Source organism: Nocardia sp. NPDC004573 (assembly GCF_053602135.1).
The window spans coordinates 84,497-104,287 of record NZ_JBSGDA010000002.1; the positions used below are offsets into that span (position 1 = coordinate 84,497).

General features: G+C 68.7%; 16 protein-coding genes. 6 read left to right on the forward strand and 10 right to left on the reverse strand.

What is annotated here, in order from left to right:
• Positions 1-3: 3 nt before the first annotated feature.
• Entirely contained in the window at positions 4-1,221 is a 1,218-nt protein-coding gene (locus tag ACWEKR_RS03825; RefSeq protein ID WP_452353436.1) for an MFS transporter, read from the reverse strand.
• 20 nt (positions 1,222-1,241) lie between these two features.
• Complete coding sequence (locus ACWEKR_RS03830; RefSeq protein ID WP_452353156.1) at positions 1,242-2,027, reverse strand: SDR family oxidoreductase; 786 nt, start codon at positions 2,025-2,027, stop codon at positions 1,242-1,244.
• Between the two features lie 63 nt (positions 2,028-2,090).
• Between ACWEKR_RS03830 and ACWEKR_RS03835 the strand changes: the two genes are divergently transcribed.
• On the forward strand, positions 2,091-3,107 hold the full coding sequence (locus ACWEKR_RS03835) for a helix-turn-helix transcriptional regulator (protein WP_452353157.1): 1,017 nt from the start codon (positions 2,091-2,093) through the stop codon (positions 3,105-3,107).
• Positions 3,108-3,414: 307 nt separating this feature from the next.
• Here ACWEKR_RS03835 and ACWEKR_RS03840 read toward each other — a convergent pair whose 3' ends face one another.
• Entirely contained in the window at positions 3,415-3,564 is a 150-nt protein-coding gene (locus tag ACWEKR_RS03840; RefSeq protein WP_452353158.1) for a hypothetical protein, read from the reverse strand.
• 118 nt (positions 3,565-3,682) lie between these two features.
• Between ACWEKR_RS03840 and ACWEKR_RS03845 the strand changes: the two genes are divergently transcribed.
• Entirely contained in the window at positions 3,683-4,438 is a 756-nt protein-coding gene (locus ACWEKR_RS03845; protein ID WP_452353159.1) for a DUF6882 domain-containing protein, read from the forward strand.
• 26 nt (positions 4,439-4,464) lie between these two features.
• Here the strand turns inward: ACWEKR_RS03845 and ACWEKR_RS03850 are convergent, their stop codons facing one another.
• Entirely contained in the window at positions 4,465-5,661 is a 1,197-nt protein-coding gene (locus ACWEKR_RS03850; RefSeq protein WP_452353160.1) for a hypothetical protein, read from the reverse strand.
• 300 nt (positions 5,662-5,961) lie between these two features.
• Between ACWEKR_RS03850 and ACWEKR_RS03855 the strand changes: the two genes are divergently transcribed.
• Together ACWEKR_RS03855 and ACWEKR_RS03860 are read left to right on the forward strand one after the other, a co-directional pair.
• Positions 5,962-6,540 (forward strand): hypothetical protein, encoded by a 579-nt coding sequence (locus ACWEKR_RS03855; protein WP_452353161.1) that lies wholly within the window; start codon positions 5,962-5,964, stop codon positions 6,538-6,540.
• Between the two features lie 162 nt (positions 6,541-6,702).
• Positions 6,703-8,658, forward strand: a complete 1,956-nt coding sequence (locus ACWEKR_RS03860; protein ID WP_452353162.1) for a GMC family oxidoreductase — start codon at positions 6,703-6,705, stop codon at positions 8,656-8,658.
• Positions 8,659-8,672: 14 nt separating this feature from the next.
• On the opposite strand, the gene ACWEKR_RS03865 is transcribed toward ACWEKR_RS03860, so the two are convergent.
• The 6 genes from ACWEKR_RS03865 to ACWEKR_RS03890 all read right to left on the reverse strand — a co-directional run bounded on the left by ACWEKR_RS03865 (position 8,673) and on the right by ACWEKR_RS03890 (position 17,322).
• Positions 8,673-9,047: a DUF742 domain-containing protein gene (locus ACWEKR_RS03865; protein WP_452353163.1), complete on the reverse strand. Its 375-nt coding sequence runs from the start codon at positions 9,045-9,047 to the stop codon at positions 8,673-8,675.
• Positions 9,044-9,454, reverse strand: coding sequence for a roadblock/LC7 domain-containing protein (locus ACWEKR_RS03870; RefSeq protein WP_195089227.1), 411 nt, complete (start codon positions 9,452-9,454; stop codon positions 9,044-9,046). The genes ACWEKR_RS03865 and ACWEKR_RS03870 overlap by 4 nt, the downstream gene beginning before the upstream one ends.
• Before the next feature lie 35 nt (positions 9,455-9,489).
• Entirely contained in the window at positions 9,490-11,883 is a 2,394-nt protein-coding gene (locus ACWEKR_RS03875) for a nitrate- and nitrite sensing domain-containing protein (RefSeq protein WP_452353164.1), read from the reverse strand.
• A 659-nt stretch (positions 11,884-12,542) separates the two neighbouring features.
• Positions 12,543-14,342, reverse strand: coding sequence for a 3-deoxy-7-phosphoheptulonate synthase (locus ACWEKR_RS03880; RefSeq protein ID WP_452353165.1), 1,800 nt, complete (start codon positions 14,340-14,342; stop codon positions 12,543-12,545).
• Positions 14,343-14,391: 49 nt separating this feature from the next.
• Entirely contained in the window at positions 14,392-15,867 is a 1,476-nt protein-coding gene (locus ACWEKR_RS03885) for an NAD(P)/FAD-dependent oxidoreductase (RefSeq protein ID WP_452353166.1), read from the reverse strand.
• 798 nt (positions 15,868-16,665) lie between these two features.
• Positions 16,666-17,322: a TetR/AcrR family transcriptional regulator gene (locus tag ACWEKR_RS03890; protein ID WP_452353167.1), complete on the reverse strand. Its 657-nt coding sequence runs from the start codon at positions 17,320-17,322 to the stop codon at positions 16,666-16,668.
• A 133-nt stretch (positions 17,323-17,455) separates the two neighbouring features.
• On the opposite strand from ACWEKR_RS03890, the gene ACWEKR_RS03895 reads away from it, so the two are divergent.
• On the forward strand, positions 17,456-17,944 hold the full coding sequence (locus ACWEKR_RS03895) for a GyrI-like domain-containing protein (protein WP_452353168.1): 489 nt from the start codon (positions 17,456-17,458) through the stop codon (positions 17,942-17,944).
• Between the two features lie 192 nt (positions 17,945-18,136).
• Positions 18,137-19,258 (forward strand): hypothetical protein, encoded by a 1,122-nt coding sequence (locus ACWEKR_RS03900; protein ID WP_452353169.1) that lies wholly within the window; start codon positions 18,137-18,139, stop codon positions 19,256-19,258.
• Positions 19,259-19,791 lie beyond the last annotated feature (533 nt).

The window sequence follows — 19,791 nt, forward strand, 5'->3', positions numbered from 1 at the left end:
TAGTCACTTCTGTCCGGTTTTCGGGACGCTCGCGGTCGACAGAGCGGCGGCTACGGCGGCGAGGGCGGACAGGAGCAGGAAGGTCGTGGCATAGCCGCCGAGGACGGATGCAAGAGCGGCGGCGGCGAACGGCGCCGCGGCCATGGTGATCATCAGCGGTGCCGCGAGCAGACCGGTGAGGTGCCCGTAGTGCCCGGTTCCCCAGCGGTCGCTGACGGCGGTGGCCTGCAACAGGGTGAACACTCCGCGCGACATGCCGGCGGCTATCGCAGCCGGGATCAACGTCCACGCGGTGGTGAAGACACCGAGCAGCGCGGTGGTCGCGGCGATGGCCAGCAGAATCACCACGGTGCGAGTGCGGATGCTGGTGCGCGCGGCGAACGCGGAGTAACCGATCCGGCTGGCGACCTGCCCGGCGCCGCCGAGCCCGAGCGCGACCGCCGCCAGGCCGTTGCCGAGACCGCGTTCGGTCAGCAGCGGAACCAGGGTGACCACCACCGCGAACGACGCGAACCCCGCGGCGCTCAACGCGAGCGCCAGCGTCAGGAAGCAGCGGCTACGCGCGATCGGGCCGGGATCGGTGAGATGCGCGTGCTCGGGTTCCGCGACCGGGCGGGGTGGCCACGGCAGCCGCAGCCCGAACCAGTGCCCGGGCACGGTGACCACGGCCAGAATCGCCATGAGCACCAAATAGGTCGCCCGCCAGTCCACGTGCGCGGAGATCGTGGCGGTCAACGGGGCGAATACCGTCGAAGCCATGCCCCCGGCCAAGGTGAGCACCGTGAGAGCACGAACCCGGTCGGGGCCGTGCCAGCGGGTCAGCGCGGCGAAGGCGGGGGGATACAGCATCGCTGCCATGGCTATGCCGGTCAACAGCCAGCCGGCGAAGAACCACACCGGGTGCGCTGCGGTCGCGACCACGGTCAGCGCCGGGATCGCCAGGATCGAGCCCGCGCTCATCACTCCACGGGGACCGTGGCGGTCGATCCAGCGCCCGATCGGGATCCCGGTGAGGGCGGCGACGAGTTGTCCGGCGGAGAACGCCGCGGTGAGCGTGGTGGCCGGCCATCCGGTGTCGGTGGTGATCTGCCCGAGCAGCACGGGAAAGGCGTAGAACAGGATTCCCCAACTGGTGATTTCGGTGACGCACAGCACCACCAGCACCCGGCGCAGCCCGGCCGGGGTCACCACCGGCTGTGGTGCGGCGGAAACAGCCTCCATGGCGCGCCCCGGACGAGCTGTCAAGTCAGCCCTCCGTCCGCACGGATGTTCTGGCCGGTGACCCATCGGTTGTCCGGATCGACCAAGAGGGCCACAAGGTCCGCGATGTCGGTGGGCCGGCCGATGCGTCCGAGCGCGGTCATCGCCGCGGCCGCGTCCAGAGCGCCCGGTTGCGCGCTGGAGCGGAGCAGGTCGGTGTCGGTCGGACCGAGGGAGAGGGTATTGGCCGTGATGCCTCGGTGTCCGAATTCGCGTGCGGCGACGCGGGTGAGCTGTTCGACTGCCGCCTTGCTCGCCGCGTAGATCGCTTCCCCGGGACTCGGCCAATGAGTGCCGACCGTGGAGAGGGTGAGAATCCGTCCCCCGTCGCGCAGCCGCGGCGCCGCCTGCTGAAGGGCGAGGAACGTACCGCGGGCGTTCACGGCCATCACACGATTCCACTCCTCGATGCCCGCCTCGGCCAGTGGCGCACTGGTGAACACACCGGCGTTCGCCACCAGGATGTCGAGCCCGACACCGCCCTGCTGGAACGCGGTGTCTGCGGCGGCGAATGCTGCGGTGACCTGGTCGGGATCGCCGAGATCCAGCCGCACCACCGACGCGCGTCCGCCGCGTGCGGCGATCTCGGAAACCAACGTCTCGGCAGCTTCCGACCGCGTGTGATAGGTGAACACCACAGTGGCACCCGAGGCAGCCAACTCGGCTGTGATGGCGCGACCGATACCGCGCGATCCTCCGGTGATCAGGGCGCCGCGACCGGCCAGTGGCCGGGAGGAAGTGGCAGGGGGACTCATCGAAGTGGTCATGCGGGAAACAGTGGCAGTTATAGCGGCACGAATCGCTCCGCGATGGATGAGAGGCTGATCGGCATGGTGGATACCAGTGTCCGGCTTTTGCGGCTGCTCGGTTTGCTGCAGACCCGGCGTTGCTGGACCGGGGTCGAGTTGGCTACTCGTCTGGGCGTGAACACCCGCACGATCCGTGTCGATATCGCCCGGCTGCGTCGGCTCGACTATGAGATCGACGCTACGCCCGGCGTGGCCGGCGGGTACCGGCTCCGGGCCGGTGCCACGTTGCCGCCCGTCCGATTCGAGGACGACGAGGCCGTGGCGGTCGCGGTGGCTCTACGCACCGCGGCGCGCGCGGGCGTGGTCGGTATCGGTGACGCCGCCGCCCGGGCCGCCGCCAAACTGGAACAACTGCTCCCGCCGCGGCTGCGTCACCGGCTGCACACGGTGCAGGCGGCGACCGAACCGGTACTCGATGCAGGCAACCTGGTGGACACCGACGTTTTCCGGGCTGTCGCCACGGCGATCGAGCGCACCGAGATACTCCGATTCGACTACTCCGATCGGCACGCGAAGACCAGTTGTCGTCGAGTCGAACCACACCGGATGGTGCACAGCAGCGGACGCTGGTATCTCGTCGGCTACGACCTCGATCGCCAGGATTGGCGCAGCTATCGCGTCGATCGCATCGACCCGAAGACACCGACCGGGCCCGGCTTCGCGACCAGAGAACTTCCCGGACCGGATCCGGTGACCTTCGTGACCCGCGGGCGGATGGCGGCACTGTGGAGCTACACCGCGCGAGTCACCGTTCACGCGTCCGCCGACACGGTCGCAGCCCGTATCCCCACCGGCATCTGGACCGTCGAACCGATCGACGCACACAGCAGCGCGCTGGAAGCCGGAGCTCAAAGCCCGCAACTGCTCGCGGCGTACCTCGCCGCGATGGACCTCGACTTCCACCTCGACGTCGAACAGGCGCCGGAACTCGCAGCCGCCGTCACCAGAATCGCCGCACGCTACGAGGCAGCTACGCGCAGGACTCGAGCCGGCGCTCGCGACGCGCTCGGGGCAGATACCCGACCAGAGCACCGCTGAGACGCCGCGCCGCAACACAAGGCTCCTGAGGCGCATCGGGCTTCAGATTCCGTGTGACGAATGCGACGAGGCCGTCCGGCACCGGAATGCCGATGTAGCACCCGATCTCGTTCGTGTCTCGGGCCGCGCGATATCGGTAGGCCGCTCGGTCGAATTCCCTCTACCAGACATTTGCGATGCTCCCTCGGTGCCAACTGCTTCCGGGAGCACCGATGCCCCGCCCACTAGCTGGTTCCGGTCACGACCATGACCTCGGTAGCTGTATCGAGCACCGGTTTCCGCCCGGTGCCAACTCCAAAGTGCTGCGTCACAGTGGAAGAGGATCGTTCGGGCGCGGTATGCCGGGCTTCATGCTGATCACTCCGGCGAGCTGGGCCGGCAGCTCGTGCAGCAGCATGTCGATCGGTGTGATCGGTGCGGCTCCATGCAGCTGTTCGTCGATGGTTTCCTTCCGCACCCGTGGTCCGGCAGGCAGCCGGCCGTAGGCGCGGTATCGCCACGTCCAGGATGACCCGCTCGTCTCGGAAGTCCGAGCGGAAGCGGAGCGGTGGCTGGACGTTGACTACGCTGACGCGGTGTCCCAATCCGTGCCACTGACGAGACTTCTCGATGACGCGGGCTTGTTGTCGCTCGAACACCGGCTGCACCTCGAAGAGGTGCTCGGCGCACACGTGTGGGAGGTCGACCTGGAAGGACGCCGGCTCGAATTCCTCGGCGACGAGCGCTCCTTCGTGTGCACCGACGTCCACCTGCTCGGCACCGCCGACGCGGAGACGTGGCTGTGGGGATGGGTCAATCCGTGGGATTACCCGCCGTCGTTGCTGCGTGCCGCCGAGACAGTGCGCCGGTTCGGGTTGCGGTACGGCGTGGCCGAATTGTGTTCGGCCGAACTGCCCGTGGTGCACGGGGGCGCGGCGCCGGAGCCGTATCAGGTGGCCGGCTTGATGGCGGATGCCGCGAAAATCGTATGTGGGCGCTGGAACTCCTACTGCGGGATCATCGACGGCGCGTGCGTCGCGTTTCTCGTCGACCACCCGGCGTTCGAGCTGCCCGCGCCCACCGCGTCGGGCCTCGCTCGCGTCCTGGCCTATGGATTCGGGGCGCTGCCGCTGACCGATCATCGGCGTGCCGTGCACAGCTACCTGACGCGGCGGGGGCTTGTCACCGAATTCCTCGACGACTACCGGTGGCTGGAATTCGGCGGCGACGGTCTCGCGGGGGAGGCCGAGTTCGACGCCTCCGGCCAGATCGCGCACCTCGACATCCGGATCGCCGTGGCGGAGAGTGACTCGCCCGTCGCGGCGAAAACCCAGCCGGCCCCTTCGCGCTGAGCACGGGAGGGCGTCGGGCCCGCCGGTCAGCTCGGCGGGAACTGCTGCTGGAACCAGCCGAGAATCTCGGGCAGTGCGGCCCGCGCGGTTCCGCCGTGGTCGAGGTCGCCCAAGTCGCTCAGCGTGGCATTGCCGCTGCCGAGAGCTCGCAGGCAGTGTTCGGCATTGGGATACGGGACCGCGCGATCGCCGCGGGAAGCGTAGAGGTGGACGGGCACCCGCGGAGTCCAGTCGCAGGTACCGTCGCTCTCGGCGACGGCCTTCGCGGCGGCGCCGCTCGGCTCGGTGGTCAACTGGAGAAATTGCGGGGTCAGCAGTTGCGCGGGGGTGGTGGCCAGCGAGGTCACGATGGTGATCTCGCTGTGGAAGCCGTCGAAGAGTTCTTCGACCTTGTCGGCATAGGGCAGCTGGAAGGCTTCCGCCGGATCGTCGTAGAGGTGGTGGATCCGGTTCATCGAGGTGATCCAGTAGGCGAGGAACAGCACCGCGGCGCCGGGAACGATCCGTCCGTCGAGTGCGGCGGGCGCCTGGACGCGCTGGAGGTCGTAGGGCCCGCTGATCGGGGCAAGGGCAGCGACACCGAAGCCCGGGATCGTCCCGGCGTGCAGTGCCTTGCCGAGGGCCATTGCCGCGTGGCCGCCCTGGGAGAAGCCGGTCACCAGCACGTTCGGGTCCAGCTCCCGGCCCTGTCGGAGCGCCAGCGCACCGGCCGCGCGCAAGAGGTCGGCCGACGCGCTGATCTCCGAGGGCGCGTGGGTGTAGGGATGCGGCCCCGGACCGTTGCCGAGACCCAAGTAGTCCGGTGCGGTCGCCGCGTAGCCCGCGGCCGCGAAGGCGACCGTCCGTAGCCGTTCGGGGAGGTTGCGCGTGTCGACCGAGGGAGCGTCGCTTCTGAGCGTCATGGTCCCGTGCTCGTAGCTGACCAGGCGCAGCCGCCGGGAGTCGGTGCGCGGCAGAACCACCAGGCCGGTCGCGGTGGTCGGTTCGCCCTGCGGGGTGATCGTCCGGTATTCGATGCGGAGGGCGTCGACACCGTTGCGGACGGGGGTATGGATTCCGCCGTTGCCCAGAAGCGTCGCGGTCTCCTCGACTGCCAGCCCCATCAGCGGCGTGGTCGATACGACTTCCCCTCGATCATGCGGCACTTCGTGTTCGGAGTTCCCGCACCCGGCGGCGCCCAGCAGGACGACCACCGCGATCAGGCAGCGCGTCAGACGGTGCATCCGTCGGTCCTCTCGGTGGTGATCGGCTTCGCTCCATCATCGCGCTTGCGCGGCCGATTCATCGAAGAGACCGGCGGGCTACCGGATCGGCGGTCGCGGCAGGTGGCGCCGGAGACGCGCGACCGCGGATGGAGCGACTCGCCGCCGTCGTCCGAAGCGGGGCCCGGTATCAAGCGTTGTGGTACGGACCGATTGCTGTCCGGAACGGCGCACGTCTGTCGACGCCATCCGGCCGGAACTGTCCGGTTGGCGTGGGCAGGCGATGGCGGCTGATCGAGGGTCACTATCCGAGCAGTGGGCATGGGCACGCTACCGGCGAGCGCGACTACCGGAATCTATTTCCGTGCGGCGGCCGCGACGCTGGTCGAGGCCGCGACGGTACTGGCGGATCTCGGATGCTCCCCGGTCGATGTGCCCGGGATTCTCGATCGGCTGCACCGCGTAGAGGACGCGCTCGGCGTGGTCATCGGCAACCTGTCCACTGCTCTGGCGTCCGAGCTTCTGGCCGCCGATCACGCGCCCCTGACCGAACTCGGGCGTGCCCTCGGCCGCCTCGTCGAGCGGACGCGGGCGGCCGCGGCGGACGCCTGCGTCGTCACGGCGGTGCCGGACGAGGTGCTGGAAATCGTGGTGACGATCGGTCGCTGCGCACACCTCACCGCCGCGGCGCTGACTGCCTGCGACCAGCCGCTGCTCGGGTCGTATCGCGCCGAACTGCTGCGTCTGGCGGTGCACGCCGAGCGGACGTTCACCCGGTGCTCGCTGTCGCGGCCGCGCGGCGGCGAGGATCCGACGGCCCGGCTCGGTGGTGCGCTCGTCTCCGTCGTCCACGCGTTTCTGGCGGTGGGGCATGCGGCGGCTGTGGTCATTCCGGCATGAGCGAGCTGTGCCGGAGGCGCTGCCCACGTCGAAAGGTGAGCGCTAAGTGTCCACACATTCTTCTGCCAAATCCGCTTTCAGTCTGGTGAAACACGTCTTTAGTTAGTGGTTGTTCATCTCTTGTGATAGAACTCACTGGCGACACGAAGGGACCTGTTCGAGATGGAACCAACGGCCAAGCAACGCGCGGCGATGAACAGCATTTGCGACACCTTCAACCCGGGCGACGGGTTGACGCTACCGTCGGCGAGCGCGCTCGGCGCCGTCGATACCGTCTTCCAGATGCTGGGACGCAATCCCCGCGAGGCCGAGCAGAAGCAACTGGCCACGCTGCTGAATCTGTGGGATTCCCGGCTGACCGGTTTGCTCACCGGCAGCGGTCCCCGGCGCTTCTCGCGCCTCTCGCAAGAGGAACGGGAACGGGCGTTGCTGCGGTTGGCCGATTCCCGCTTCGAGGCGGTGCGGGTGATCTTCCAGGCGCTCAAGCAAGCGTCGCTGTTGTCCTACAACATCACCCCCGGGCCGTCGGGCACCAATCCGCTGTGGAAGGAGATGGGGTATCCGGCGCCGGACGGGCCGCTGCAGACGGCGCCCGCGCCCGCGCTGACCCCGCTGCGCTACCGCGAGACCACCGAACTCCGGTGTGACGTCGTGGTCGTCGGCTCCGGCGCAGGCGGCGGTGTCGCGGCCGCGGTCCTGGCCGAAGCGGGTCTCGACGTCGTCGTCCTGGAACGCGGAAACTACTACGACGATCGTGATTTCGGCACCGGCGAGCTCGGCGGGCTGCAGCACCTGTACGCGCCGGGCCCGCCCGGCTCCAGTGAAGGTCAGATCACCCTCGTCGCGGGCACGTGCCTGGGCGGCGGGACGGTCGTGAACTGGAGCACGTCGTTGCCGACGCCGCCCGGCGTCCGCGCGGAGTGGGCCGGGCTGGGCGCCGCCCAGTTCGCCGAGACGGAGTTCGACGAAGCCCTCGGGGTGGTGCAGCGGCGGCTCGGCGTCACCGAGCGGCGGTCGGTGTTGTCGGCGCGCGACGGCGTGCTGGAGCGCGGCGCCACAGCGCTGGGCTGGGAAGTGGACACGTTGCCGCGCAACGTCACCGACGCCTGCGATGCCGGTGTGGAGTGCGGCCGATGCGGCTACGGCTGCCGGCTGGGCGCCAAACAGTCGGTGACCAAGACCTGGCTCGCCGACGCGGCCGAGCGGGGCGCGCGGCTGGTCGTGGACGCCGACGTGCGGCGGATCACCGTGCAAGGCGGCCGGGCGCAGGGTGTTTCGGCCGTCACCTCCGACGGCGTGGAGATCGAGGTGCGCGCTCGTGCGGTGGTGGTGGCAGCCGGCGCGATCCAGACGCCGGCGTTGCTGCGGCGCTCGGGATTGCGCAACGACAACATCGGCCGCCATCTGCGCCTGCACCCGGCCGCCGCGGTGTTCGGTGTGTTCGAGGAGGAGATCCGGCCGTGGGAGGGCGGATTGCAGACCCGGATCTGCCGCGAGCACAGCGACTTGGACGGCAACGGCTACGGCGTCATCTACGAGACCGGTCCGATCCATCCCGGGCTCGCCACCGGATTCATGAGCTGGCGCGGCGCCGCGAATCATCGCGCCGCCATGCTCGACTTCGCGCGGTCGAACGCGATCGGCATCATCACGCGCGATCGTGATTCTGGGAGGGTGTCGGTCGACCGCAGCGGTGAGCCGATCGTCGACTACCGGTTGTCCGACTACGACGCCGCTCATCTGCACACCGGGATCGAAGGTGCGGCGAGCATTCTGGAGGCCGCGGGCGCACAGCGCATCTTCTCCGGGCACCAGGCCGGCGTCTCCTATGAGCCGGGACGGCGCGGCTCGCACGCCGAGTTCGCCGCCGCGTGCCGGGCCGCCGGATACGGCCCGGGACAATGCTCCCTCGGCGCGCTGCACATCATGGGCTCGGCCCGGATGGGCGGCTCCCCGGACACCTCGGCCACCAACCCGGACGGCGCCACCTGGGAGGCGGCGAACATCGTCGTCGCGGACGCCTCCTGCTTCCCCACCTCCTCGGGCGTCAACCCGATGGTCTCGATCGAGGCGATCGCCTACATGAACGCGAAACGGCTCGCGGCGCAAGTGGTCTGAGCGGTAACGGACGATCAGAGCGCGCGGATGCCGTCGAGTACCGCGCGCAGCAGGCCCAGATCCGATTCGGGACCGGTCGGCGGCTGGGCCGACCGGATGATGAGCCTGCCGTCGTCGAGCAGGTCGCCGATGAGGACTTTCGTCATCGTCAGCGGCAGGCGCAGGCGCGCGGACACTTCGGCCACCGACTGCGGAGTGCGGCACAATTCGATGATTGCCGCGTATTCCGGTTCGGTACGCCGCAGCGCGGTTCCGGGCGCTGCGTCGACCACCAGGGTGATCAGCTCGAGTTCCCGGCGCACCGCACGACCCCGGCCGCGGGTGATGGCGAAGAGCCGGACCAATGGTCCGGCGTCCTCCTCGTACCAGGAATCGTGCTGATCACTCATGGTTGTGTCGAAGGCTGCGGACGCGTGTCGACCGACAGGTGTGTTCCGACTCGTTGCACCGTCTGGTTCATCTCGTAGGCCACCATACCCATGTCGGCGGTCTCCGACGCCAGCAGCGCCAGACACGCGTTGGCGCCGGCCGTGGTGACGAACAGCACCGCGCGGTCGAGTTCCACCACGGTCTGACAGACCCCGCCCGCGTCGAAATGGTGGCCCACACTGCGGGACAGACTGTGCAGAGCCGATGCCATCGCGCAGAACCGCTCGGCGTCGGCCTTGTCCAACCGGGCCGAATGACCGATCATCAGCCCGTCCGAGGACAGCAGCACCGCGGACTGGGCTCCGACCAGTCCGGTGACCAGCTCGTCGAGCAGCCAACCGATGCCGGTTCCCTGGGAAGTAGTCATCGTCGCCTTCCGAACGTGGGTGGGGGAATTGCGGACTAGTCGAGGTCGGGACGCTTCCGGCGCCCCTGGCGGGTCCCGTTCTCGATGGCACTCATCAGATTGCGTGCTTCATCGGCGGTCCGCTGCCGCACCGGAGCCGCGGCGGGCTGCGCCGTCTCCGTCTGGTCCTCGGCAGATCGGCGGCGGCGGCGGGGCAACGGCGGCCGGGCATCGGAAGCCGGACCGGGATGCGGTGCGGAGCCCATATCGAATCCGCGGGTGTCGTTGTTCGGAATCGGTGCCGGGGATTGCTCGGCGGGGGAGGTGAACCACGCCGACCGTCCCGTCGTCGGCACAGGTCGAGACGGTGTGCTGTCGGGCACCGGTGCCTGCGCGGATTCGAGACGATCGGCGTCGTTCTGCTCGCGTGAGGGCGTCTCCGATTGCAGCAGCGCGCTCGGAATCAGCACCACCGCCCGGACACCGCCGTAGACGGATTCCCCCAGACGCACCGAGACACCGTGGCGGTGAGCCAGTTTCGCGACCACGAACAATCCCAGCCTGGTATCGCTGGACAAGGTCACCACACTGAAATCGGGTGGATTGGCCAGCATTTCGTTCCGCGCGGCGAAGTCGGCCTCCGACATGCCGAGACCCTGGTCGATGATCTCGATCGCCACACCGCGCCCCACCACGACGCCGGTCACCTCGACCCGCGCCTGCGGGGGCGAGAAGGCTGTCGCGTTGTCCATCAGTTCGGCCAGCAAGTGGATCACGTCGGCTACCGCGTTGCTCGATACCTGGGCCTCCGGCAGCCTGCCGGTCTGGATCCTGGCGTAGTCGAGACTTTCCGCGACGGCGGCGCGGACCAGGTCCAGCAGCGGCACCGGCTTGCGCCAGCGCCGGCCCGGCTTCTCGCCACCGAGGATGATGAGGTTCTCGGCGTTGCGCCGGGCCCTGGTCGCCAGATGGTCGAGCTGGAACAGCAGTTCGAGCTGGTCGGCGTTCTCCTCCTGGCGTTCGGCCTGGTCGAGCAGGGCGAGCTGACGGTGCACCACGACCTGGCTGCGATGCGCGATGTTGAGGAACACCGCGTTGACGCCCGCGCGGGTCTTCGCCTCCGCGACCGCGGCCGATACGGCCGCGACATGGGCGCGGTTGAAGGCGTCGGCCACCTCGCCCAATTCGTCGGCACCGAAATCGAGCCGCGCCACTTCGGCCTCGGAGTCGAGACTTTCACCGCGCTCGAGTCTCTGCATGAGCTCGGGCAGCTGCTGGTCGGCCAGTTCCAGTGTGTCGCTCCGCAAGCGCCGCATGCGTGCGATGAAGCGATTGGCCAGCACCAGCGCCGCGACGAACGCGAGCGTCGTGACCAGCAGGACCGCCGCGCCGCCGAGCATGGAGTGCCGTGCGGTCTCGTCGCCGCGCTCGCGAGCGATGGCGTGCGCGTCGTGACTCTGGTCGTCCCACAGTTTCAGCAGGGCCGAACCGACCTGACCGGAAGCCTCCTGCCAAGCCGCGACGTTCATGGGCAACGGTGTGGTGCGCGAGGTCGCGCGGTCGCTCTGGGTTCTACCGGACTCGTCGGAGTCGCTGCCCGCTTCCACCGGCCCCCGCAGCAGCACCGCGTCCTGCATCGCGATCACCTTCTGGTAGGCCGGTCCGCCGGTGATCTCCTGGAGCTGGGCGAGGCGGGTGCCCTTCAACACTCGGGCGGAGTAGGCGACCTGACTGCGGAATTCCCCGACCAAGCGGCTGAATTCGGTCAGTTGCGCGGGCGTGTGCTCCTCGACGGTCAGCGCCACCGCGCCCAACGTGTCCGCCATCGACAACGCTTCCGCCGCGCGCAGCGGCTCCACGCCGTAGCTCAGTTCCATGGCGATGTCGGCTTCCGGCGCCACCCGGGCGGCGAGCGTCGACGCGGCGATGATCGTGCCGATGATCTGGCTGAACGCGCCGAACACCTCGTTCGGCGCGGCCTGCCGTGCGTCTACCCCGCCGCGCAGCGTCGGCACCAGCGCGAACAGCTTGTTGTAGCCCTCGATCTCGGAGGCGGACCCGCCGGGGTTCAGCTTGCGAGCGGCGTCGCCTTTGGCGATGACCGCCGCGAGCGCCGCGTCCGAGCGTTGGCGCGCGGCGGCGAGCCCGCGGGCGACTTCGGTGTCGCCGGCCAGATACAACAGCGACAGGCGGCGCTCCTCCTCGAACGACTGCACCATGAGGATGGCCGGTACCGTCGTGCTGCTGGCCAGCTCCGCCCATTCCTTCGCCGCCTGCGCGGAGCGCACCAGGTAACCCGCCGCGCCCACACCGATCGTGAGCAGCGTGACGCTCGATATCAACACGATCGCCAGCAGCCGCACCCGGACACTCACTCGGCCACGGACGTCACGCCGGCTCGGGCGGATCACTCCCACAGCGGATTCGCGTAGCTCAGACCACTTGCTCACGGCTAGAAAATGCCTACCTCTGACACGGCCCGCCCGACCCGGGCGGCACCTCACCTGTACCCGTCCGAAGAATAACGGAAGCGTAGCGGTTCGATCGCGAATCACACGAATTGATGACCCACAACAAGTGAACCGCAATTATTCCTGAGTTACATAGCGCATCCCGGAGTGCGACCAGAACGGCGCGTGCCGCGCAATTCGCCGAGTAGCCGCGACCGCAGCCCTTGTGATAGGCGAGGTGCTCTTCCCGCATATCCCTGGCTCGAAGCGATCCACTGGTGCTAACTTACCGCCTGTTCTGATCGTTTTCCGAAGTGGTCTCGACGCCGGAAGTGGTTGGCCGCGCTGCGCGATGGACCGGCCCGCGATGTGCGGTTCGCCTGGATGCCCGCGCAGCAGAGTTACTTACCTGTGCGAGCGGGATCCGGGTGATGATATAGCGCTGGTTTCGAAATCGATTTCCCGCTGTTGGCGACATTCGGGCGTCCGGTGGCTTCCCGGTACCGGCGTTGTTCCCCTCCACCCGGGCGTCGGTACCGAACTGTTTCGCCGCGCCGCTGTGCGCGTTGTGCTCAGGCGGCGCACCGTCTCGGGTATCTGCTGCGCGACCGAGGCGATGTGACCGGCGCGGAACAGGTGTGCAGCGGGGTCGAGCCGGCTCAGATGCCCCGCTGCTCGAGCGCGGCGGCAACACAGTGCAGTGTCTGTACGGGATCCAGCCCGGGGGAGCGGCGATTCGGGTGATCCGTGACCTGCTTGCCCGCGTTCCTTTCGGCCCATGGCTCGACGACGTCGGCTGAGCACTCGAGATGGAGGCCACCGGGAACGGTTCCGGTGGCCCGGCAAGTTCGGAAGAACGCGCGGATTCCGTCGATGACGTCATCGATACGGAAAAACGGCACGTGGCCGAGCCGTGTTCGGGGGGTCGCGGGCATCGGATCGCACATCCAGCAGACCGGGGTCTCGCACGCCGCGGCCGCGGCGAACAACGCGGGAAGTGTGTCGAGGGTCCCTGCGACGCCGAGCCTCGGGACGAGAGTGAGCTTGCCCGGCTGCTTCCGCGGGTTCAGCGCTCGGCACAGCAACTCGATGTCGTACGGTGTGGCCGCCGGACCGAGCGCCACCGCGACCGGGTTGCCGACACGTGCGGCCGAACGCATCCGGTCGCGCGCACGGTTACCGGTGTGGTCGCCGATCCACAACATGTGCGCCGAACGGTCCCACCATTCCCCGTGCGGGGCCTGCCGGGTCGGCGCGGCCTCGAACGGCTCGTACGGCTCCCGCGAGATACGCGGGGGCGTCAGCGAAGTGTGCAGTTCGTGTGCCCCTGGTGGCGTCGTCGCGGCGGCGGGCAGCAGCCCGCCGACCGCCCGGAGCAGATCGCGACGCATCGGGTCAGGGCACCGATCCGCCGCTTGGCGGAGCATGGTCACGCATAGTGTGATGGGCAGGCGGTCGCCCGGCCACTCGGCGAGCATCGCGGCGGCGCGCGAGGATCCGGGGTGCCGCTTGGGCGCTCGCTCGATGGTGACGGTCGCTGCGCCCAGTCCGTGCGCCATGACCGCGGCCGTGGCATACATCAGCGCCCGGTGGGTGGCGACCGTCCGGGTTTCGCCGCCGCACGCGGTGTCGTCCCGGCCACCGAGGTGCAGCGCGAAACCCTCTCCGCGCGCCGCCTTCGCCAAAGCGGCTGTCAGCGCGGCGCATTCGGCCGGATGGACCGGTGCGGGCAGAAGCCTCGAACGCCGGACGCGGTCGAGCAGTGGTGCGGATAGCTCGCGCCGCTGCTCACCGACCCCGGGCTCGTGCGCCGCGAAGACCTCTCCCGGCACATCGAGCGATTTCGCCCACGTGGGTTCCGGTTCGTCCGACCACGGCGGATCGTCGCCGGGCGCAGCGGCGTACTCGGGCGGGATGACGTCGGGATTGAACGATTCGCGGATGTAGCAGACCGGTCGATCGCCGAGCAGCATGACGTAGGACCGCGTGGCGCACAGGCGACCGTCGGGCCATCTGATCACCCCGGTCCGCAGCAGCCGCCGTCGCTGGGACACTCCGCGGGAGATCAGGCCCGATCCGATCGGTACGCGCACATCGTCCACGCCGGAAGCGGCCGCGCCCGCACGCACGGCGACGACATAGTTGACGGATGCGGTGACCAAGTCGGCGTTGACCAGGCACGAGCGTCGGACGATGAGGCGATCGGTACCGGACACGCGCAAGACGTCGGTGACGATGTCCGGCAGCCGGGCCGCGGCGATATCGTCTTGGCGCAGTACCCGCACCGTCAAGTCGGTGCCCAGAATTGCCGCGAGCGCGGGCGTGGTGAATCCGTCGCTCGCCAGCAGCGCTCTGGTCAAGGGATGGCCGAACCGGCCGATTGCGTCGTGATTCGGGAAACCCGAGCCACCGGGCGAGCAATCACCCGGTGGCTCGGGGCCGGTGTGCGTAATCGTCACGACCGGCTCCGAGCGGTGGCTGTCACGGGAAACCCGTTGGGTACCGGTGCTAGGAGGTGGTGGCGCCGGCCGCCGTCGGGGGAAGGACGGGGCGAGCCACGGCTGCGACTTCCTCGTCCGTCCGGGGCCGGCCGGTCAGCCCGAGGACCGGCTCGGTCGTGATCCGCAACTGTTCGGTCGTGGTGTCCGCCAGAGGATCACGCCAGTGGTCCCACACGACGGACATGTCCAGGTGACCCATGTATTCGAGATTCGCCGACTCCGCGTGCAGGCGTTCGGCCGCGGAGATGATGGTCTCGGTCGCGGTGCGCGCCTGTGCTCCCGAGGACTCGTCCATGTCGGTGAGACCCGCCATGATCTCGGTGAACTGAGCCTGCTTGGTGTCGCCGCTGTGCCCGGTCGTCAGGGTGCCCGCGTGCGCGAAGTATTCCTCCGAGCCGACGTACTGCTCGTACATGCGCGAAACCAGGACCAGGAATCGCGTATAGGCCCGGCGATAGGCGTGCTCGTAGAAGCCGAGGGCGTCGGACTCGCTCAGTTCGCCGCGCAGGATCGTCGCGATCGCCGCCGCGGCGACCAGGCCCGAGTACGTCGCCAGATGCACGCCGCTGGACAACAGCGGATCGAGGAAGCACGCCGCGTCGCCGACGACGACCCAGCCGGGGCCGCAGAACCGATCGGAGCTGTAGGAGTAGTCCTGCTCCGCCTTGACCTCCGCGACCCGTCGCGCACCGGCGAGCAGCTTGCCCATCGCCGGAATGTCGCCGATGGTCTCCAGGTAGTACGCCTCTCGACCTTGTTCCCGAAGCTTCGGAGCGGCCTTGCGCGCGGAGACGACGTAGCCGACGCTGTGGCGGCCGTCCGAGAGCGGAATGTTCCAGAACCAGCCGCCCTCGGGCGTGGACACCACATTGATCGCACCTTCCGGACTGTCCGGATGTAGTTGTGCGCCTTCCCAATACGACCAGACGGCCACGTTGCGGAAAGCCGGGTGCTGCTGGCGATCGATGACCTGGTGTTTGGCGAGTACGCCGGCCCGCCCCGAGGCGTCGACGAGGAAATCGAACTCGGTGGTGCGCGTCCCGTCGTCACCGTCGACGGTCCATTCGACGGCCGTGGGCCGGTCGCCCTCGAACAGGACGTTGGTCACCGTGGCCTGCTCGATCACCTGCGCGCCCTGCTCGGCGGCGTTGCGGAGCAGCAGTTCGTCGAAGACGTCGCGTTGCACCTGCCAGGACCAGGCTTCCGCGTCCACCAGCTTGGACCAGTCCAGCAGCCAGTCGTCGTTCTGCCACTGGAAGTGGCCGCCCCGTTTGACCTGGAAGCCGTGCGCGGCCACCGCGTCGTAGGCGCCGGAGAGACGCAGGGTCGACAGAACCGATGCCAAGAGGCTTTCGCCGATGTGGTAGCGCGGGAACTTATCTCGTTCCAGGAGGGTCACCCGGACCCCGGATTTGGCGAGCAGGGCTGCGGTGGTCGACCCGGCTGGGCCGCCGCCGATGACCAGAACGTGCGGATTGTCCATAGCGAACTCCCTGGAACTGCCGACAAGGATGGTGCGCCCGCTTCAGCGACGGAAGAACCCCCGGGGCGAGCCGCGGTCTTCGACGCGCCCGGAAAAATATTGCCGCTGATTAGCTATGCTAACGGTGCACGGTCCGATTGTAGCAATTCATAGCGAAAGCTCAATAGTCGCAAGCTATTTGGCAACTGCAAGACTATCGGCGGCGAGATTGCTAAAGGGTTGCCAAAATACCCGCATGAGACGGTTCCGGCTGGCCGCGGGCGGGCGGCGAGAACGGCGAGGTCGAAGGGTGCCGACATCGCGTCGTGTGTGGAAGCCGTTGCGGGGGAGTGATTTTCGCCAGCTCATTGCAGCCATGGCTGGGAAGGTGGGGGGTCTGGGGTAGGCGGCGATGAGCTGAGTCGTACGGTCATCACCCCTCTTTCCCTACGGATTCAGGATACGGGGGACGCTCGTGTCGCACGAGCCGTTCATCCAGAGTTACCCTGCCGGTGGACCGGTCTGCACTCCGGCCAACTCCGGGCGACGGTCCGCAGTAGCGGATCATGTTGCGGCGCGGTTGATTTGCCCGGCCTCGTGACCTGCGCGGAATGGAATGGCGCGGTGTCGGTGGATGGGACACCACGGCGTGATCCCGCGGCATGTGTGAGGGGCTTCGAGTCGGTACCTTATGCCGAGAGGCGCGCTCGGTCCTCGTTCGGAAGGTCGCCAACGGCGACAGGTGGTGGTCGAATTTCGTCGGCTGCGCGGACGGGATTCCGCGGTGCGGTGCTCACATCTCGGGCGTAGAGATGGGGCTCAGTGAGTTTCCGGCGCTTCGTAGGCGCGCAGGAAGGTGTCGACCGCCGCCGTGGCCACTGCGTGCATCTCGGCGGTGGAGATCTTGCGGGTGCCCAGTCGCGAGCGGCCCTCCATCGGACCGGTGATCAGCACGAGGAACTGTTCCGCCGCGGTCGCCGGATCGCACGCGCGCAGGCGGCCGGACAGCGACAGGCGCGCCAGCCGGTCGGCGAGTGCTTCGGCCAGTCGGTCGGATGTGCGGCTGACGACGATGTCGATCAAGTCGGGGAATTGCGCGACCTGGCCGTAGGTCAGCCATCGCAGCGATCGGGACCGCTCCGCGCAGCACACCCGGATCAGCCGGTAGGCCACGTCTTCCAGGGTGGCGCGCAAATCGGGGTCCGGATTGCGCAACCGGTCCACCACGGAGAGATTCTCGGCCAGCACCGCATCGCCCGCGGCCGTCAGCGCGTGCCGGAACAACGTCTCCTTGTCGTTGAGGTGGTTGTAGATCGTCGGTTTGGCGACGCCGGCCTCCTCGGCGATCTCCTGCACGCATGCCTGCGCGTAGCCCCGGCGCGCGAACACCACGAACGCCGCGTCGAGTATCGCCTGCCGCTTGTCGATCCGCCCCCGCGAAGCCCGCTGCCCGACCGGCGATGTCACCTCTGCCACTGTCGCAGTGTAGCGAACCCTCGGCATTGCCTTTTTCCGACTGGTTCAGATTTCTGAACCAGTCACCGATGATTTCTGGCAAGCCGCGGCGTCGTTGGTTGTGGAGTATTCCCGACCTGATCCGAGGAGAATCATGACCGACGACCGTGCTGCCTGGACGGCCGTTCCCGAGTTGCCCGACGTCCCCGAGGTCGCGACGGCCGCTGTTCGCCGTCGCGTCGCACCGGCTGAGATACGGGACTTCTTCGATCGATCCTTCCGGACGCTGCCGCAGGTCGTCGCGGGGCAGGGCGCGACGATCACGGGTCCGGCGTTCTGCTTGTACCGCGTGGAGTCGGCCGCCGAGCTGGATCTGGAGGTCGGGTTCCCGGTCGATCGGGCCGTGCGCCCGGAGCGCGACGTCACGGCCGGTTGTCTGCCCGCGGGCCGCGTGGCCAGGACGGTGCATGCCGGGGGATTCGACGGATTGTCCGCCGCCTGGGAGAACCTGCGGTCTTGGATCGCCGAGCAGGAGCTCACGCCGGGGGCGCTGCGATGGGAGGTCTACCTCACCCGGCCCGCGCCGGACATGGACCCCGCGGAACTGCGCACGGAGCTGAACTGGCCGGTGCTGCCGCGGTGACCCACGTCCACACCGGCCGCAGCGGCGGTCCCGATCACACCGCGCACGGCCACTGCGGCGGGGCGTCGCGACGTTCCCAGTAGTGGCGAACTCCTGGCTATCGATCGGCCTATCCTGCTCGGCAGTGGCCGGATCGGGCTTCGAGCGGGATGAACGCCTGGTCCGTGCGGAAAACTACGTGTTGGACAGGCGATGACGCGACTGGTGCACTTCGTGGGCAGCTTGCCCCCGGCATTGACGACCGATGACCGTGACGTGCTGGAATGGTTCGTACGGCGCAGCCGAGGCCACCGGCTCACCGGTGTACCGCGGGATCTGGATCCCACCTGGGTCGTGGAGTACCTGCGCGCGCGGGACGAACACGACGACGTCTTCGAAGTGGTGCGCAGTGGTGACTTCGCCGACTACGCCGACATGCGCGTCTACGGCCTACGCCGGGGCGCCGTCCTCGAACCTCGCCACGTGGCGATGGACCGCGTAGACCGCATCGGCGCGGCCGTCACCGCGTTTCGCGCGCTGCGGGATCGGCATCCGGAACTCGCCGAAACGAGATTGCAGATCAGTCAACCCAATCCGCTCGACCTGGCGCTGTTCGTGTTCGGCGGCGCCGCGGTGGCCGACGGCCTTCCACTCGGCCGCGCGCTGCGCCACTTCCCTGCGGTCACTCCCGCGCTGCGCAACCTGCCGGTTTTCGTCGAGGCCGTGCTGGCCGAGATGGCCCAGGCCGTCGCGGATCACGGCGACGTGATCACCTGGCAGGTGGAGTCGCCGATCGCTCAGCTCGCACTCGTGAAGGCGGCGCGACTCGGGGTGCGGGCTCCGGTCGGCCTGCTGGTCGCGCGGCAGTTGGCCGGCTTCCTCGAGCGGGCGCACGGCATCGGCGCACAGACCGTCCTGCATCTCTGCTACGGCGACTACCAGCACAAAGAGTTGCTCGCGCCGCGTAATCTCGCGCCGGCGGTGGAACTGTTGAACGCCGTCGCAGGAAACCTGCGCGCTCGCGGCGTGCCGCTCCCACCCGCGCACATCCCTTGCGCTTACGGTGCTCATCCGGCCCCGCTGGACCCGTCGTTCTACCGGCCGTTGCGCCGGCTGCACCCGGACTGGCGCGTGATCGCCGGGGTCGTGTCGCCGGCGGGAGCGCGAGACAGTATCCGCAGCCTGGCTTTGTTCGAAGCAGCCGCAGGCCGGACCGCATACGGTGTGGCGACGGCCTGCGGCCTGGGCCGGTGCACCGTCGAGGAGGCCGAGCGCGCTGCCGCGGCCACGGTCGCGACCGCCGAGGGCGCACCGAGCGAAGTGGCGGGAGCGTGACCGCTCGCAGCCGGTCGACCCGGGGCAGATACGCAGCAGCGTCGACTTCCCCACGCCGCTCGGGCCGGTCCCCGCGATTCTCTCGGGACCTCGGATCACCAGGTCGACGCCGGTGAAGATCGTCCGCTGCTGGTAGCGGGACCGGATGCGCTCACCGGCGAAGACCGTTCGACCGGCCGGAACGCCGGGGCCGGGTAGTTCCAGCACGATCTTCTGTTCCTCGCGCACCGCGCGCTCGGCCTGGTCGAGCCTGCTTTTCGCGGCTCCTACGCGGGCGGTGTGCGTCTCGTTCGCTTTTCCGGCCGATGTTGCGTTTCATCGTTCCTGCGAAGATCTTCGGCAAGCCCGCATTGCCCAGGTTGCGTGCGGCGTTGCTCGCACAGCAGGCGCTGCCGCGGCGGTCTGGGCGGGCCCGGTGTCACTGTGGCTGGGGGCCGAGTCCACGGTGCTGCGCGGCCGCGGGCCGGCAATGGGGGGATTTCACCGGTTGACCGCTCCGCCGCACGGCCAGGCGCGGCGGGTGCTTCATACCA

Bases quoted from the DNA above. Each gene is read 5' to 3' on its own strand.
- ACWEKR_RS03825 (WP_452353436.1), bottom strand. From the start codon at position 1,221: ATGGAGGCTGTTTCCGCCGCACCACAGCCGGTGGTGACCCCGGCCGGG.
- ACWEKR_RS03830 (WP_452353156.1), bottom strand. From the start codon at position 2,027: ATGACCACTTCGATGAGTCCCCCTGCCACTTCCTCCCGGCCACTGGCC.
- ACWEKR_RS03835 (WP_452353157.1), top strand. From the start codon at position 2,091: ATGGTGGATACCAGTGTCCGGCTTTTGCGGCTGCTCGGTTTGCTGCAG.
- ACWEKR_RS03850 (WP_452353160.1), bottom strand. From the start codon at position 5,661: ATGCACCGTCTGACGCGCTGCCTGATCGCGGTGGTCGTCCTGCTGGGC.
- ACWEKR_RS03855 (WP_452353161.1), top strand. From the start codon at position 5,962: ATGGGCACGCTACCGGCGAGCGCGACTACCGGAATCTATTTCCGTGCG.
- ACWEKR_RS03860 (WP_452353162.1), top strand. From the start codon at position 6,703: ATGGAACCAACGGCCAAGCAACGCGCGGCGATGAACAGCATTTGCGAC.
- ACWEKR_RS03865 (WP_452353163.1), bottom strand. From the start codon at position 9,047: ATGAGTGATCAGCACGATTCCTGGTACGAGGAGGACGCCGGACCATTG.
- ACWEKR_RS03870 (WP_195089227.1), bottom strand. From the start codon at position 9,454: ATGACTACTTCCCAGGGAACCGGCATCGGTTGGCTGCTCGACGAGCTG.
- ACWEKR_RS03885 (WP_452353166.1), bottom strand. From the start codon at position 15,867: ATGGACAATCCGCACGTTCTGGTCATCGGCGGCGGCCCAGCCGGGTCG.
- ACWEKR_RS03895 (WP_452353168.1), top strand. From the start codon at position 17,456: ATGACCGACGACCGTGCTGCCTGGACGGCCGTTCCCGAGTTGCCCGAC.
- ACWEKR_RS03900 (WP_452353169.1), top strand. From the start codon at position 18,137: ATGACGCGACTGGTGCACTTCGTGGGCAGCTTGCCCCCGGCATTGACG.